The sequence below is a fragment of the Streptomyces sp. KR55 genome, assembly GCF_052245645.1.
Lineage (GTDB): Bacteria > Actinomycetota > Actinomycetes > Streptomycetales > Streptomycetaceae > Streptomyces > Streptomyces flavusporus.
This window is the reverse complement of sequence record NZ_JBQQCE010000217.1, coordinates 1-15,676: the sequence shown is the minus strand read 5'-3', so window position 1 is coordinate 15,676 and position 15,676 is coordinate 1. Positions and strand designations below refer to the sequence as shown.

At 72.3% G+C, this 15,676-nt stretch carries 13 protein-coding genes and 1 pseudogene; 9 read left to right on the top strand and 5 right to left on the bottom strand.

The genetic code is table 11. The features are described from left to right. Window positions 1–58 precede the first annotated feature (58 nt). A complete protein-coding gene (locus ACTWQJ_RS28340; protein WP_443309377.1) occupies window positions 59–1,063 on the top strand; it encodes a Gfo/Idh/MocA family protein in 1,005 nt (334 codons plus the stop codon). Window position 1,064: 1 nt separating this feature from the next. On the opposite strand, the gene ACTWQJ_RS28335 is transcribed toward ACTWQJ_RS28340, so the two are convergent. The 5 genes from ACTWQJ_RS28335 to ACTWQJ_RS28315 form a co-directional block, all read right to left on the bottom strand. Next, complete coding sequence (locus ACTWQJ_RS28335) at window positions 1,065–2,435, bottom strand: glutamate decarboxylase (protein WP_443309376.1); 1,371 nt, start codon at window positions 2,433–2,435, stop codon at window positions 1,065–1,067. Window positions 2,436–2,627: 192 nt separating this feature from the next. After that, window positions 2,628–3,443, bottom strand: coding sequence for an AfsR/SARP family transcriptional regulator (locus ACTWQJ_RS28330; RefSeq protein ID WP_443309375.1), 816 nt, complete (start codon window positions 3,441–3,443; stop codon window positions 2,628–2,630). Between the two features lie 274 nt (window positions 3,444–3,717). Continuing rightward, window positions 3,718–4,932: an alpha/beta hydrolase family protein gene (locus tag ACTWQJ_RS28325; RefSeq protein ID WP_443309374.1), complete on the bottom strand. Its 1,215-nt coding sequence runs from the start codon at window positions 4,930–4,932 to the stop codon at window positions 3,718–3,720. Window positions 4,933–4,944: 12 nt separating this feature from the next. Beyond that, the gene (locus ACTWQJ_RS28320; protein WP_443309373.1) at window positions 4,945–5,622 is read right to left on the bottom strand and encodes a TetR/AcrR family transcriptional regulator; all 678 of its coding nucleotides are present in this window, start codon (window positions 5,620–5,622) and stop codon (window positions 4,945–4,947) included. Between the two features lie 120 nt (window positions 5,623–5,742). Next, on the bottom strand, window positions 5,743–6,468 hold the full coding sequence (locus ACTWQJ_RS28315) for a 4'-phosphopantetheinyl transferase family protein (RefSeq protein ID WP_443309372.1): 726 nt from the start codon (window positions 6,466–6,468) through the stop codon (window positions 5,743–5,745). Between the two features lie 236 nt (window positions 6,469–6,704). On the opposite strand from ACTWQJ_RS28315, the gene ACTWQJ_RS28310 reads away from it, so the two are divergent. From ACTWQJ_RS28310 to ACTWQJ_RS28275, 8 genes and pseudogenes are all read left to right on the top strand, one after another. Next, on the top strand, window positions 6,705–8,519 hold the full coding sequence (locus ACTWQJ_RS28310; RefSeq protein WP_443309371.1) for a fatty acyl-AMP ligase: 1,815 nt from the start codon (window positions 6,705–6,707) through the stop codon (window positions 8,517–8,519). 29 nt (window positions 8,520–8,548) lie between these two features. Further along, entirely contained in the window at window positions 8,549–8,857 is a 309-nt protein-coding gene (locus tag ACTWQJ_RS28305) for an acyl carrier protein (protein ID WP_443309370.1), read from the top strand. Beyond that, window positions 8,854–11,928, top strand: a complete 3,075-nt coding sequence (locus ACTWQJ_RS28300; protein WP_443309369.1) for a type I polyketide synthase — start codon at window positions 8,854–8,856, stop codon at window positions 11,926–11,928. The genes ACTWQJ_RS28305 and ACTWQJ_RS28300 overlap by 4 nt, the downstream gene beginning before the upstream one ends. Continuing rightward, the gene (locus tag ACTWQJ_RS28295) at window positions 11,925–12,950 is read left to right on the top strand and encodes a 3-oxoacyl-ACP synthase III family protein (RefSeq protein ID WP_443309368.1); all 1,026 of its coding nucleotides are present in this window, start codon (window positions 11,925–11,927) and stop codon (window positions 12,948–12,950) included. The genes ACTWQJ_RS28300 and ACTWQJ_RS28295 overlap by 4 nt, the downstream gene beginning before the upstream one ends. Next, the gene (locus tag ACTWQJ_RS28290; RefSeq protein WP_443309367.1) at window positions 12,947–14,899 is read left to right on the top strand and encodes an HAD-IIIC family phosphatase; all 1,953 of its coding nucleotides are present in this window, start codon (window positions 12,947–12,949) and stop codon (window positions 14,897–14,899) included. The genes ACTWQJ_RS28295 and ACTWQJ_RS28290 overlap by 4 nt, the downstream gene beginning before the upstream one ends. Next, the gene (locus ACTWQJ_RS28285) at window positions 14,899–15,138 is read left to right on the top strand and encodes a phosphopantetheine-binding protein (RefSeq protein WP_129802917.1); all 240 of its coding nucleotides are present in this window, start codon (window positions 14,899–14,901) and stop codon (window positions 15,136–15,138) included. The genes ACTWQJ_RS28290 and ACTWQJ_RS28285 overlap by 1 nt, the downstream gene beginning before the upstream one ends. Then, complete coding sequence (locus ACTWQJ_RS28280) at window positions 15,135–15,341, top strand: hypothetical protein (protein WP_443309366.1); 207 nt, start codon at window positions 15,135–15,137, stop codon at window positions 15,339–15,341. The genes ACTWQJ_RS28285 and ACTWQJ_RS28280 overlap by 4 nt, the downstream gene beginning before the upstream one ends. Next, a pseudogene (locus ACTWQJ_RS28275) lies at window positions 15,338–15,676 on the top strand (alpha/beta hydrolase); the annotation flags it as partial. The gene ACTWQJ_RS28280 and the pseudogene ACTWQJ_RS28275, both read left to right, overlap by 4 nt.

The following is a 15,676-nucleotide window of genomic DNA, read 5'->3' as shown; positions in this document are numbered from 1 at the left end:
CGGTGGCCTCGACTAGCCCTCCCCTCCTCGTACGACCCCTCAAGGAGCTGCAACCCCCATGCGTATCGGAATCCTCGGCCTCGGCCGTATCGGCGCCTTCCACGCCGAGACCCTCTCCGGACTCGACGCCGTCGAGTCGCTCGTCGTCACCGACCCGTTCGCGGACGCCGCCAAGGCCGCGGCGGAGCGGTTCGGGGCCGAGGTCGCGGACTCGCCCGAGGCCCTGCTGGCCGCCGGCGTGGACGGCATCGTCGTCGCGGCGGCGACGGACGCCCACCCCGCCCTGATCCTGGCCGGAGTCGAGGCCGGTGTCCCCGTCTTCTGCGAGAAGCCCGTCGCGAAGACCATGAGCGAGGGGGTGCAGGTTCTCAAGGCCGTCGAGGGCAGTGGCGTGCCCGTGCAGATCGGCTACAACCGGCGCTTCGACGCCGGGTTCGTCGCCGCCCGGGCCGCCGTGCAGGCCGGTGAGCTGGGCACGCTGCACACCGTACGGTCGACGACGCTGGACCCGGCGCCGCCGTCGGCCGGGTACATCGCCGCCTCCGGGGGCATCTTCCGCGACTGTTCCGTGCACGACTTCGACATCATCCGCTGGGTGACGGGCCGTGAGGTGAGCGAGGTGTACGCCGTCGGCGGCAACCGGGGAGCCGACTACATCAGGGAGGCGGGGGACGCCGACACCACCGGCGCGGTCCTCACCCTGGACGACGGCACGATCGCCGTGGTGTCCAACAGCCGTCACAACGGCCGGGGGTACGACGTGCGGATGGAGCTGCACGGCTTCGACGACTCCATCGCCGTCGGGCTGGAGGACAAGCTGCCGCTGCGGTCGGTCGAGCCGGGCGTGACCTTCCCGGGGGGCACTCCGCACGACTTCTTCATGGACCGCTTCACCGCCGCCTACCGGGCCGAACTCGCCGCGTTCACCGAGGTGGTGTCGGGTTCCCGCCCCTCGCCGTGCACGGTCGCGGACGCGCTGGAGGCGGGGTGGATCGCGGAGGCGTGCACGCTCTCCCTGAAGGAGCACCGGCCGGTGCGCATCGAGGAGGTCCGCACCGTCTGACTCAGTGGTGGAAGCACGGCTGGTCCGCCGCGTGGGCCGTCGGCCCGTTCGACAGACGGCCGACGGCGGTGCGCAGGTCGTCCGCCAGCAGCGCGATCTTGTCGTACCCGGTGCCGTGCCGGACCAGGACCCGCTGGACGACGGTGTCCTCGCGGCCGGCGGCCAGCGGGTAGGCGGGGACCTGCCAGCCTCGACGGCGCAGCTGGTCGCTGACGTCGTACAGCGTGAAGGGCGCCTCGGCCGGGTCGGTGAGGGTCCAGGTGACGGCCGGGAGGGCCGTCTGGCCGTCGTAGAGGACGGTGAAGGGGCTCATGCCCGCGACCTGCTCGGCCAGCATCCCGGCGGTGGCGGCGCAGGCGCCGTGGATCTTGGTGTAGCCCTCGCGGCCCAGGCGCAGCAGGTTGTAGTACTGGGCGACGACCTCGCCGCCGGGGCGGGAGAAGTTCAGGGCGAAGGTGGGCACGTCGCCGCCGAGGTAGGAGACGCGGAAGATCAGGTCCTCGGGGAGCAGGCCGGCCGACCGCCACACCACCCAGCCCACTCCGAGCGGGGCCATGCCGTACTTGTGGCCGGAGACGTTGATGGAGGCGACCCGGGGCAACCGGAAGTCCCAGACCAGGCCGGGGTGGAGGAAGGGGGCGACGAAGCCGCCACTGGCGGCGTCCACGTGCACGGGGATGTCGAGGCCGGTCTCGTCCTGGATGCGGTCGAGTTCGGCGGCGATCTCGGCGACCGGCTCGTAGACGCAGGTGTAGGTGACGCCGAGGGTCGCCACCACACCGATGGTGTTCTCGTCGACGTACTTGCGCAGTTGGTGGGCGCGCAGCCCCAACGCGTCCGGTTCCAGGGGGACCTGGCGCAGTTCGACGTCGAAGTAGCGGGCGAACTTCTCCCAGCACACCTGGACCGGCCCGGCGACCAGGTTGGGCCGGTCGGCGGGCCTGCCCTCGGCCCGTCGGCGCTCGCGCCAGCGCCACTTCAGCGCCAGTCCGCCGAGCATGCCGGCCTCGCTGGAGCCGGTGGTGGAGCAGCCGAGGGTGGTGGCGCCGTCCGGGGCGTTCCACAGGTCGGCGAGCATATGGACACAGCGGCTCTCGATCTCGGCGGTCTGCGGGTACTCGTCCCTGTCGGCCATGTTCTTGCCGAGGCACTCGTCCATCAGGTCGTGCACCTCCGGCTCCGCCCAGGTGGTGCAGAAGGTCGCGAGGTTCTGCGCGGCGTTGCCGTCCAGGTCCAGTTCGTCGTGGATGAGGGCCCGTACCGCGCGGGCGTCGGACACGGCGTCGGGCATGCGGTACTTCGGCAGCGCCCGCTCGCTGATGGGCAGCGCGTACACGTCGTCGAGGGGGCGGCTGGTCTCGTGCAGGGCCATGGAGTCAACCCCCGGATCGTACGGACGTCGCGAGGGAGGCCGGGGGCGGGGTACCCGAGCAGCACATGTGAGGGACAGCGACTCGCCCCCGGCCTCCCTCAGTCCGCAATCTCGCACACCGGGCCCGGCCGCGCCTTCCGAGCGCACCCGGATGACGGGCTCGGGCCTCGATCGTGGGTCTCGGACACTCCCTCAGTGCGCCGCGGGTATCACCCCGGTGGCCTCCAGTCGTGACGGGTCAGCCCGGAGGATGGCCTCCAGGGCGAGCCGCAGCGGTGGTCCCGGTTCGACGCCCAGTTCCTCTCTGAGCACCCTGCGGGCGTGGTGGTAGACGCCGAGGGCGTCGCCCTGCCGGCCCGCCCGGTACAGCGCGGCCATCAGCTGGCGGTAGAACGGCTCCCGCAGGGGATGCTGCACGAGGAGGCCCTTGAGTTCCTCGATCACTTCGTGATGGCGGCCGACCGCGAGAGCGGCGTCGACGGCGAGTTCGGTGCAGTTCAGCCGTTTCTCTTCCTGGACGGCCCTGAAGGATTCGATCGCCAGGGAGCTCGGCACCCCCTCCAGGACCGGACCGCGCCACCGGGACAGGGCCCGGCGGAGAAGTTCGCCGGCCGGCCGGAAATCGGCCGCCGAGTACCGTTCCCGGCCACGGGTGTAGAGCTGCTCGAATTCCCGGAAATCGGTCATGGCCTCACTCAGGTCGAGAATGTATCCGGACGACGTCGTGACGATCGGGGACGTTCCCCGAGGGCCGTAGAGGATTTTCCGCAACTGCGAGACGTACACGCGCAGGCTTGCGAAGGCACAGCGCGGCGGACCCTGCTCCCACAGTTCCGCCACGAGTTTCTCTCCGGGCACCGCCTCACCTGCCCTGACCAGGAGCAGGGTGAGCAGTTTGGTGAGTTTGGGCGCATCGGGCGTCAGATCGACGCCGCCACGGGTGACCCGCAGCCGCCCGAGCAGCTCGTAGCGCAGTGGATGGTCGGCTTGTGCAGAGAACAGGGACACGGCAACCCCCCGAATGCGCGGAACGCATTCAACTAAAACCGGCTCCCCCGTCCGTCCCGAGGTCCTGGGACGCCTGTTACTCGAAAGTATCTTCTTTCTCGGGAAGCCTATGCCAGCTCGTCCACCGATGCCAGGCCCTACCCGTTACACACTTATTAATCCGAGCAAAACTGGCCCGGTTCTGACACCTCCTGGCCGTAAACGAATGAGTCGCCGTTCAATTAAACAGCCCGGCCCGCGGGGAGCGGGCCGGGCTTGTGGCTTCGTGTACCGGTCACGCCGCTACCGGCCGGCCCTCCCCGAGCGTCTGGCCCAGCCAGGTGAACAGCCGTTCGTGGTAAAGGCGCATGGCGCCGGAGTGGCAGTGCGCCCCGCCGCCCTCGTCCGCGGTGAAGACGTACAGCGTCTTGGGCGAGTTCAGGCCCGTGTACACCTTCTTCGCGTGCTCGAGACCGGCGAAGAACATGTCCTCCTCCGCGTCCAGGACGAGCACCGGACACCGCACCTGCCCGATCACCTCGGACAGGCCGAACGCGGGCAGCGTACGCAGCAGTTGGGACGGGGTGTCCGCGCCGAAGGTCCACAGCGCCTGTCGCAGCAGCCAGCGGGTGAAGGTCTGCTGGGCGGCGATGCCCCACATCACCGGGTCGGCGAAGTCGTCACAGCCCTGCTCGACCCACTCCAGGACGAACGGAGGCAACGCCACGACGTCGCCCAGCTGCCATACGGCGTCATGGGCGACGCACCCGGCCAGCCGGTGCTCGAACGCTGCGGCCCGCACGGCGAGCAGCCCCCCGAGGCTGGTGCCGACCAGGACCACGCGGTCGGGGTCCACACCGGGCAGGTCCTGCGCGTAGTCCACGACCGGGGTGACCACCTGCTCCCAGTCCGGCCGGAAGACCAGCCCCTGCTCGCGCAGCACGGAACCCTGCCCCGGACCTTCGAAGCACAGGCAGTCGTAGCCGCGGGCGAGGGCGGCCGCGGCGACGAAGAAGTAGCCCTCCTCGAGCGTGGAGTCGATGCCGCCGTGATGGACGACCATGGGCCGGGGCTCGCCGGTGTCCTCCGCCCGGTAGAGGTAGCCGGGCAGCGAGGTGTCCTCGTAGGGGATGCGGACGAACTGCGGTGGCCGCTCCATGAGTTCGGCGGCGTCGGCGAAGGTCGCCCGGGACAGCCGCATCAACCGCAGGGCCTCCGCGTCGAGTGGGTCGTCGCGCTGGAAGAACTCGGCGGTGCGGTAGTAGTTGTGCGCCCGCAGCAGTGCGGCACGGGCGTCGACGCAGCGGCCCTCGTCGAGGGCGGTGGTGCCCAGGCGGTGCACGTGTTCGGCGAGTTGGGCCCACTCCCTCCGCCACGCCTCGGTGTCGCCGTCGGGGATCCGGGCGGCGACCGAGACGACCTCGCCGAGCTGCGCACCGCCGTAGTCGGCGTAACCGGCGGTGCGCAGGGCCTGGTAGTCGAAGGCGGGGTCGTCGAAGAGGAACTTCATGGCAGCGGCTCCTTACGGTGGCGGCAGGTGCTCCGGTGCCGTGCCGGGCCCCGACCCGGCACGGTTCGCGCGGGTTCCGTTCAGGAACGTGTCGACGATCGACTCGGCGAACGCCGCGGATTCCACGGGGCGTTGCCGCAGGATCAGGCGGGCGGCCATCGGTCCGGTGAGGATCTCGACGGCGTCGTCCAGGTCGAGGCCGGCGCGCAGTTCGCCGCTGTCGATGCCCTCCCGCAGGGCCTCGACCAGGGCCTCGCGCCGCGCCGCGATGACGGTGTCCTCGAACCGTTCGACCAGGTGCGGGCGGCGTACCGCCTCGCCGAGGAGGCTGCCGATCAGCCGGTGCAGCTGGGTGTCCTGGCCGCGATGGCGCAGCTGGTCGACGAGCGTCACCAGCTTGTCCCGCAGGGTCAGTCCGTCCAGCTGCGGCACGGGCAGGTCGAGGGTGCCCAGCGCGGCCAGCACCAGCTCTTCCTTGTTGCGCCAGCGGCGGTAGATGGTCGCGCGGGCGACGCCGGCCCGCTGGGCGACCAGGTCCATGGACAGGTCGCCGAAGCTGCATCCCTCGCCGAGCAGGGCCAGGGTGCTGTCCAGGATCGCCCGGTCGGCGGCGGGATCACGCTGACGACCGCCGCGGGGAGTGCGCACCGGTGCGGCCGTCGGCTGTTGGGTGTGGGGCGGCTTGCGCATCGGACCTCCGTGGGGTGGTGAGCCGACTGCCCTTTCCCAGCTGTGTGTTCGACGCTAGACCTGACGGTCAATCGAGTCAATGATGTATCGATACATCATTGACTCGATTGCTGCGCTCCCTCATTGACTCGTTTGCTGCGCTCGTCTCTGCGGCCCCAGCGCACTGGCGACGAGGAACCGCTCGACACCGTCGCAGCGCAGCCGCCACTCGGCCGAGATCCGGCCCAGAACCCAGCCCTCCCCGTGGGGTTCGGGCCGCGGACGCAGCAGCGTGAAGTCGTACGCGAGGCCCACACCGAGCGCCTTCGCGTACGCCTCCTTCAGCGTCCACAGGCGCACGAGCCGCGCGTTGCGCTCACCGGAGGGCAGTTCGCGCAGCTCCGCAAGCTCCTCCGCGTGGCAGAACCGCTCGGCGAGCCCGGGCGCCAGCAGTGGGCGGTGCCGGGCCTCCACGTCCACGCCGATCCGGCGGCCGAGGGCCACTCCGACCACCAGCACCCCGGCCGTGTGGCTGATGCCCGCGTCCAGCCCGGCGGGCTCGTGCACCACCGGCCGGCCCCACCCGTCGCGCCCCAGCCGGACCCGGTCCGGTGCCACGCCGGACACGGCGGCCACGGCGCGGCGCAGCAACAGCCGGGAACCCAGCAGCCGTGCTCGTGCGGCGGGTTCACGCGTCGCCAGATAGCGGGGCCAGTCGGCGCCGAGGAGTCCGGGCGCGCCCGGCCCTGCGGCGGCCCGCGCCCAGTCGTCCAACCGGCCATGGCAGACCACGAACCCGTCCCTCAGCGCAGTCTCCTGCACCGCACCCAACGCATCGTTCCCCGGTTTCAGTCCGATGGGCGCCATGACGAACTCCTCTCCGCAGGCACCGCATGCCGGCACGGATCGTGCCCTTCCGTACACACACCGTTGTACCGGCCGGTGCGCCTGCCGTCCGCCCAACCCCGCAGCCATGACGTGCGCACCAATTTTCGCTTTACGTCGCCTTTTCACGGCGCCTAAAGCCTGGCCGCACGGATGGCACCCGGTGCCGCCCGAAGGTCTCATCCCGCACCGGTCACCCGACCGCGAAAGGACAGCCAGTGCCGCACCAGCTTCAGCACCGAACGCTGACGGACGCCGTACGCGACGGCGTGCACCGTCACCCCGAACGCACCGCGTTCGTGTACCTGCACGAGGACGGCCCGGACATGCGGCCGGAGGAGCTCAGCTACGCCGAACTGGACCGGCGGGCCCGCGTGGTGGCCACCCGGCTGCGCGAGGCCGCCAAGGGCGATCCGACGCGTCCGGTCCTGCTGCTCTACCCGCCGACCCTGGACTTCGTCACGGCGTTCATCGGCTGCTTCTACGCCGGGCGTACGGCGATCCCGGCGCCGCTGCCCGACGAGCCCGGAGAACGGCTGGCCCGGGTCAGCAGCATCCTGCGGGACGCCGACGTGGGGGCGGTGCTGACGCTCCCCGAGTACCGGCAGGCCATCGGCGCCTGGCTGACCGCCACCGGAATCCCGGACGTGGTGTGCCTGTCGACCGGCGCGGAGGACGACGCGGGCGTGGACGCCGGTCTGTGGGTCCCGCCCGCGGTGCGCGACACCGACGTGGCCTTCCTGCAGTACAGCTCCGGCTCCACCAGCGAGCCCAAGGGCGTCATGGTCACGCACGCCAATCTCGCCGCCAACGAGGAGGCCATCCGCACGGCCATGCGCACCCCGGACGGCGTGGTGACCGGCAGCTGGCTGCCGCTCTACCACGACATGGGGCTGATCGGCATGACGCTGCAACCGCTGTGGGTCGGCGGGACCAGCGTGCAGATGTCGCCGGTCTCCTTCATCAAACAGCCCCACCGCTGGCTGCGCATGATCCACGACTACCGGGTGGAGGGCACCGCATCCCCCGACTTCGGCTACGAGCTGTGCGTCCGCCGCGTCACCGAGGAGCAGTCCGCCGGCCTCGACCTCTCCAGCCTGCGGGTGGCGCTGAACGGGGCCGAGCCGGTGCGTGCCGGGACCCTGCGCGCGTTCGTGCAGCGCTTCGCCGGGCACGGGCTGCGCCCCGAGGTCGTGCTGCCCTCCTACGGACTGGCCGAGAACACCCTGCTGGTCTCCAGCGGCGACACCGAGGCGCCGCACCTGGAACTCACCGTCGACGCCCATGTGTTGGAGCGGGACGAGCTGCGGCCCGCGCGCAGCGACCGGGCGGACCGGACCCTCGTGGGCTGCGGCCGGCCGACGGACACCGAGACGCTGATCGTGGACCCGGTGAGCCTGGAGGTGCTGCCCGACGGGCGGGTCGGCGAGATCTGGCTGCGCGGCCCGTCGGTGGCCGCCGGCTACTGGAACCGGCCCGAACTGACCGAGCAGACCTTCCGGGCCGAGACGGCGGACGGCCGGACCGGGTACTTCCGCACCGGCGACCTCGGCGCCCTGCTCGACGGGGAGCTCTATGTCACCGGCCGCATCAAGGAGATGCTCATCCAGCACGGCCGCAACCTCTACCCGCAGGACATCGAGCAGGCGGTCCAGGACTCGGACGAGGCGTTCCGGCGCGGCGGCGGCGCCGTGTTCACCGTGGCCGACCGGGCCGACGGCCGTTCGCACGTGGTCGTGGTGCAGGAACTGCGCTCCCGCGCCGCCGTCGACACCGACCTGCCCCAACTGGCCGCGTCCGTCCAGGCGTTGCTCAGCCAGCGGTTCCAGCTGGCCGGCGTGAGCGTGGTGCTGGTGCAGCAGGGGGTGATCCGCAAGACCACCAGCGGCAAGACGCAGCGCACGCTCATGCGGCAGCTCTTCCTCGACGGTGCGCTGCCGGTGCTGCACCAGCGCCTGCAGCGCCCGGTCGCCGACCTGCTCCCCCCAACGGACGTGACGCCCGAGCCGGCGACCGCGTCCCCCCGCCCCTGACCCCCGCGATCCGGAGAGAGACGTACGCCATGAGCATTGCCCACGACACCCGTACCGCCCCTGTGGAACACCCCCTGCACCCGGACAACGCGCCGGGCCTGGAAGTATGGCTGGCCGAACGCGTCGCCTTCCATCTGCACAGGTCCTCCGACGAGATCGACCCGGACACCCCGCTCGCCGACTACGGCATCGACTCGGTCGCGGCGATCAGCATCTGCGGCGAGATCGAGGAGCGGTTCCGGATCGCCGTCTCCCCGACGATCGCGTACGACTTCCCGACGGTGCACGCGATCGGCGACCACCTGGCCGAGCAGCTGGCCGCCAAGGACGCACGATGACGGAAACGACAGCAGTGACCCCCGTACGCGAGCCCATCGCCGTCGTCGGCCTCGACTGCCGCTTCCCCGGTGCCCGCGACGCCCAGGAGTACTGGTCGCTGCTCATGGACGGCCGGGACGGCACCGGCCGGGTCCCGGAGCAGCGCTGGGACGCCGACCGCTATCACGCCGCCGTGCCGTCCTCCCCCGGCAGCACGTCGGAGAAGCGGGTGCCCGGCCGGACCAACACCGTGCGCGGCGGCTTCATCCAGGACCCCGACGCCTTCGACCCCGGCTTCTTCGGGATCGCCCCGCGGGAGGCGCAGGCCATGGACCCGCAGCAGCGGCTGCTGCTGCAGAGCTCCTGGCGGGCCCTCGAGGACGCCGCCGTCGCACCGCAGGACCTGGCCGGCACCGACACCGGCGTGTTCGTCGGGGTGATGGCGAACGAGTGGGCGTATCTGCAACTCGCGGACTACGACCGGATCACCGCCCGCTACGGCTCCGGCAACGGCTACTTCATGGGCGCCAACCGCGTCTCGTACCACCTCGACCTCAAGGGCCCGAGCCTCGCCGTGGACACGGCCTGCTCCTCGTCCCTCGTCGCCGTGCACCTCGCGATGAGCGCGCTGCGTTCGGGAGAGTCCGACTACGCGCTGGCGGCCGGCACCAACCTGATCATGACGCCGGTCATCAACATCTTCTACGCCCAGGCCGGCCTCTCGGCGCCCGACGGCCGCTGCAAGCCGTTCAGCGCCCTGGCCGACGGCATCGGACGGGCCGAGGGCGTGGCCGTGCTGGTGCTGCGCCGGCTGAGCGACGCACTGGCGGACCGTCAGCCGGTGTACGCGGTGCTGAAGGAGACCGGCACCAACCAGGACGGGCGCAGCAACGGCATCACCGCGCCCAACCGCTGGGCGCAGCAGCGGCTGATCGAGTCGGTGTGGCAGCGGGCCGGCGTGACCGCCGACGACATCCGGTTCGTCGAGGCGCACGGCACCGGCACCCTGCTCGGCGACTTCATCGAGGCGCAGGCCCTCGGCGAGCTGACCAGCGGGCGCAGCGGCGGCAGCGTCGCGCTGGGGTCGGTCAAGAGCAACTTCGGGCACGCGGAGGGCGCGGCCGGGATCGCCGGGCTGATCAAGGCCGTCCTCGCTCTGCACCACCGCACGGTGCCGCCGAGCCGGTTCGCGCACGAGGAGAACCCGAAGCTGGACCTGCCCGGCCGCAGGCTGACGCTGCTGAAGTCGCCGCTGCGGCTGCCGTCGGGCACGGTGCACGCCGCGGTCAGCAGCTTCGGCATGGGCGGCAGCAACGCGCACGCGGTGCTGGCGTCCGCGCCCCGCGCGGTCCACCGCGGCCGGCCCGGCGCGCCGGGGGTGTTCACCGTCTCCGCCCGGACCCCCGAGCGGCTGCGCGCCAATCTGCTGGCGCAGGCCGACGCCCTGGCCCGCCGCCCGGAGAACCAGCTGGCGCAGCTGTGCTGGACCAGCAACCGCGTCAAGTCCCGGCTGCCGCACCGGGCGGCCGTGGCGGCCGGCGATCTGCCCACGCTGGTGGCGGAGTTACGCGCGGCTGCGGAGCGCGCCGAGGAGGCGCCCCGGGTGGACCCGGGGCGGCGGTCGGTGGGGTCGGTGGCGTTCGCCTTCACCGGTCAGGGCGCCCAGCACCCTCGTATGACCGCGTCCTGGTACCGGTCGTGCCCCGCGTACGCGCGCCACCTCGACGACATCGACAAGGAGCTCGCCCCGCACACCGGACGGTCGGTGCGCGACCTGGTGCTCGACGGCGATCCGGAACTGCACCGGGCGCCCTTCGCCCAGCCGGCGCTGTTCGCGGTGGGGTACGCGATGGCTTCGACCCTCGCCGAGGGCGGGATCAGGCCGTCGTACGTCATCGGGCACAGCATCGGCGAGTTCGCCGCCGCCTGCGTGGCCGGGGCGCTGGACGTGGCCGACGCTGCGCGGCTGGTGGCCCGGCGCGGGGCGCTGATGGAGTCGCTGCCCGAGGACGGCGGGATGCTCGCGGTGGGCCTGGACGCCGCGGAGGCCGAGGCGCTGCTGGTGGGGCGGCAGCGCCTCGGTCTGGCCGCCGTCAACGGCCCGCACGCCACGGTGATCGCCGGGGACCTCGACGAACTGGCCGAGGTCGAAGGGGAGTTGGGCGAGCGGAAGGTGACCGCGCGGCGGCTCACCGTGTCCCACGCCTTCCACTCGCCGCTGATGCGGCCGGTGGTCGAGGAGTTCCGCGCGGAGTGCCGGGACGTGCCCGCCCGGCGCCCGCTGCTCCCGGTGTTCTCGACGGTGTACGGCCGTGAGCTGACCGGCGAGGAGACCATGGACGCCGACTACTGGGCCCGGCAGATCACCGCGCCGGTGCGGTTCGCTCAGGCCGCCGGTGCCCTGCTGGCCGGCGGGGTCACCCACGTGGTGGAGATCGGACCGCGCTCCGTACTCACCCCGCTGCTGGCCCGGCTGACGACGGACGGCGGGCATCCGGCGAGCCTGCACACCGCGCACCCCGGCGAGCACGCGCCGGGCCACCGGCCGCAGCAGTTGCTGGGCGAGCTGTGGTGCGCCGGGCTCGCCCCTCAGTGGGACGTGCTCTACGACGAGGCGGACCGGGTGCCGCGCCGGCTGCCGCCGTATGTGTTCGACGACTCGTTCCGGGCCTGGCGCTCCGGCACCGCACCCGGCCTTCCGGAACTGTCCGCGCCGCACGTCCCCTCTGGCGCGGACACCACCGCGGTGCCGAGTGGCACGGACCGCGGTGCACCGTGCCCGCCGGCCCCGGCGGAGGACCTGCCGGACTCCCTCGCCGAGCTGACACGCCGTCTGGTGTGCCGGGTCGGCGGGCACGACCCGGGCCAGGTGCACGACCACTCCCGGCTGCACGAGGACCTGGGCTTCGACTCGATCCGCGTCATGGAGCTGAAGGCACGCATCGAGAACGCGCTGCCGCGGCTCGGCGAGCTGCCGGTCGAGGACCTGCTCGCCAGTCTGCGCACCGTGGGCGACCTCGTCCGCTACCTGGGGTCCCTGCACCTCACCGACGCCCCCCTACCCGCAGCCCCGGAAGGAACCCACCGATGACCGCCCCCACCGCCTACCTGACCTCGGTCGGCACCTGCCTGCCCGGCGACCCGGTGGACAACACGACCCTGGCCAAGCTCGTCGGCGTCGACGAGAGCTGGGCCGACATGTTCATCGGCAACACCGGCCGGCACTTCGCCGTCGACCTGGCGACCGGTCAGGTCCGGCACACCCTCGCCGACATCGCGGCGACCGCCGCCGACCGGGCGCTGGCCGAGGCCGCACTCGAGCCCTACGACATCGACTGCGTCGTGATGGGCACCGCCACCCCCGACCAGCTGATGCCGGCCACCGTGAACCTGGTGGCGGACCGGCTCGGCATCGACAACGTCCCCACCTACCAGCTCCAGTCCGGCTGCGCGGGAGCCGTGCAGGCCCTGGACGTGGCCCGCACCCTGCTGCTCGCCGGGCGCTGCCGCACCGTGCTGGTGATCGGCGGCGACGTGTGCGCCAAGCACCTGGAGACCGACTTCGACCCGGGCAGCCGCACCTCCGCCGAGCTCGTGAACTACGTGCTGTTCGGCGACGGGGCCGGCGCGGCCGTGCTCAGCGCCGAGCCCGTCGGCGGTGCGGGCATCGAGATCCGCCAGGTGCTCAACCGGCTGGTGGGCCTGGGCCGGGAGCCCGGCCAGGTCATCGACTGGTTCGGGCTCGGCGACCGGCACAGCGACCGCACCGTCGTCTCCGAGGACTACAAGGCGATCGAGGAGACGGTGCCCGCGCTGGCCCAGCAGATGTTCTGGGAGCTCCTGGAGGACCTGAGCTGGGCCGCCGACGACGTGGACTTCCTGCTGCCCCCGCAGCTGTCCGGCCGGATGAGCGACCGCATCTCCGCCGAGATGCCCGCCCCGGACGCCCGCCGGATCAACGTGGTGCGCCACGTCGGCAACAACGGCAACGCCCTGCCGTTTCTCCAGCTCGCCGAGTTGCTGCGGCAGTGGGAGGGGCCCGGGCGGGCCGTCGCGGTCGCGGTCGAGTCCAGCAAGTGGATCAAGTCGGGTATTGCCCTGGAGCGGTCATGACGCAGACCGGGACACCCATGGAGAGCACCGTCGGCCCCGGCGCCTGGCACGACCCCGGGGCGCTGCGCACCCTGCGCATCCTGCACCGGTCGGGCAAGCTCGCCGCCGAGTACCGGGCCGTCCCGGGCCTGCTGTCGCGCATGCCGGCGGCCGACCTCCCGGCCGCCGGGCAGCTGCTGTCCCGGCTCGACCCGACGGAGGTGCGGCGGCACGCACCCGACGTGCCGGTGGTGTCCGTCGCCGTCACGGGGCACTCGACGGTGGCCCCGGTCGTCGCGCCGCTCACCGCCGAACTGGCCCGGCACGGACTGTTGTTGGAGCCGAAGGTCGCGCCCTACGGGGCGTACGTACAGGACCTGATGCGCCCCTCGGACGAGGCGCTGCCGCAGCTCACGCTCTGCCTGCTCGACGCGTACACCGTCTTCGACGACGTCACCGTGCCATGGCGGGCGGAGGACGTCGAGGCCGCGGCGCGGGCGAAGCTGTCGCTGCTCGCGGGTGCCGTGCGCGCCCATCAGGAGGCGGGGCGCGGGCTGCTCGTCCTCAACACGGTGCCGCTGCTGCGCCGGTTCACCCACCAGCTGGTCGACCTGCGTTCCCGGGCCCGGCTCGGCGCGGTGTGGCGGGAGTTCAACCGGGGGCTGCTGTCGCTCGCCGACCAGCATCCCTCAGTGGTCACCGTCGACCTCGATCCGCTGGTCGGCGAGGGCGTGCCCGCCTGCGAGCCGCGCACCGCGCAGTACGCCCGGGCCCGGCTGTCCGACCCGCTGCTGGCCGCCTACGCCCGGGAGGCCGCCCACGTCGTACGGGCCCGCCTCGGCCGCACCCGCAAGGTGCTGGTGCTCGACCTGGACGGGACGCTGTGGGGCGGGGTGCTCGGCGAGGCCGGGCCGCACGGCATCGAGCTCGGCGCGGGGCTGCGCGGCGAGGCGTTCCAGGACTTCCAGCGCACGGTGCGGCAGCTCGGCTCGCAGGGCGTGCTGCTCGCCGTCAGCAGCAAGAACGACGACGACCTGGTGCGCGAGGTGCTCAAGGGGCACCCGGCCATGGTGCTGCGCGAGGACGACTTCGTGCGCGTCAACGCCAACTGGAAGGCCAAGCACGACAATCTGCGGGACATCGCCGACCGGCTGGGCCTCGGCCTGGACAGCTTCGTCTTCGTCGACGACAGCCTCTTCGAGTGCGGGCTGGTCGCGGAGCGGCTGCCCGACGTGGCCGTGGTCCCGGTCGACGAGGAGCCGGCCCTGCACCCGTCGGCGCTGCTGGCGGACGGCTGGTTCGACCTGTTCGAGCTGACCGAGGCCGATCTGGAGCGGGCGGGCCGCTACCGCACCGAGGCACTGCGGCAGGAGTTCCGCGAGGACGTCGGCTCCTACCAGGACTACCTCGAAGGGCTCGGTATCGAGGTGATCCTGCGCCCGCCGGACGAGTCCGAACTCGCCCGGGTCTCCCAGCTCACCCTGCGCACCAACCAGTTCCACCTGGCCACCGAGCGCCTCCAGGTGCCGCAGGTCGCCGACCGGATGGCGCACCCCGGCCGGCATGTGATCGCGGTCCGGGCCCGCGACCGGTTCGGCGACCACGGGCTGATCGGCGCGCTGTTCCTGCGGCGCGAGGGCGAGTTGCTGCGCATCGACAACTTCGTGCTGAGCTGCCGGGTGTTCTCCCGGGGCATCGAGAGCGCCTGCGTGGCGGCGGTGCTGGACTTCGCCCGGTCCACCGGGGCGAGCGCCGTGACGGGCCGCTACCTGCCCTCGCCGCGCAACTCGGCCTTCGCCTCCTTCTACGCCGACCACGGCTTCGCCGTCCTGGGCGGCGACGGGGACGACCCGGACGCCGTCCACTTCCGGCACGACCTCGCGACCATCGCCCCCGCCCCCGCCCATCTGCGGCTGGACGCGGCGTTCGGACCCTTCGACGCGGCAACCGACGGACACGGAGACAAGTGATGACCACGGCACTCGCCGACCCCACGGAGTTCCGCATCCTCCTCGAGGAGGAACTCGGCCTGCACGTCGACGCCGACGACCTCGACCGGCCGCTGGACGACTTCCCCGACTGGGACTCGGTCCTGCTGCTGCGGCTGGTGACTGTCGTGGAGAGCCTCGCCGGACGGCGGATCCCGGTAGCCGACCTGCTGCAGGCGCGCACGTTCCGGCAGTTGTACGAGGCGGTGGCGGGCCGATGACCGCGACGCCCGAGCCGGACCCCGAACCCTGTCTGCGGTTCCACGCCCTGTTCCTCGACACCCAGCTGGAGATCTTCTGCCCGCCCGGCCTCGCGCGGCTTCTCGCGGGCCGCGGGCGCGACCGGCCGCCGGCCGGCGATCCCCCACCCCTGCCGGACAAGGAGCCGGGGGACATCCCGGCAGAGAAAGGAGCGGTCCGGTGATCCCCCTGGCCGAGCTGCGCAGGTTCGCCCTCCCGCACGCGTACGCCCAGGGCGTCCCCCCGGACGTCCTGCACCGAGTGCTGCACCAGCTGAGCGACGACGCCAAGGACGAGGGTCCCGGCGCCTGGACCCACGCCTGGTCGTCGCTCGCGGTGGCGGCCGAGGCCCGCGGCCGGAACCTGGACGCCGTCCGCTACTACGCCATGGCCCGCTTCCCCTACGTCGACGGCCCGGAGCGGAGCGCGGCGCAGGACGCCTGCGTGGCGGCCTTCGACCGCTGGCGCAAAAGCGTCCGCGGGATCACCCGGCTCGACCTGCCCTTCGACGACACAGGC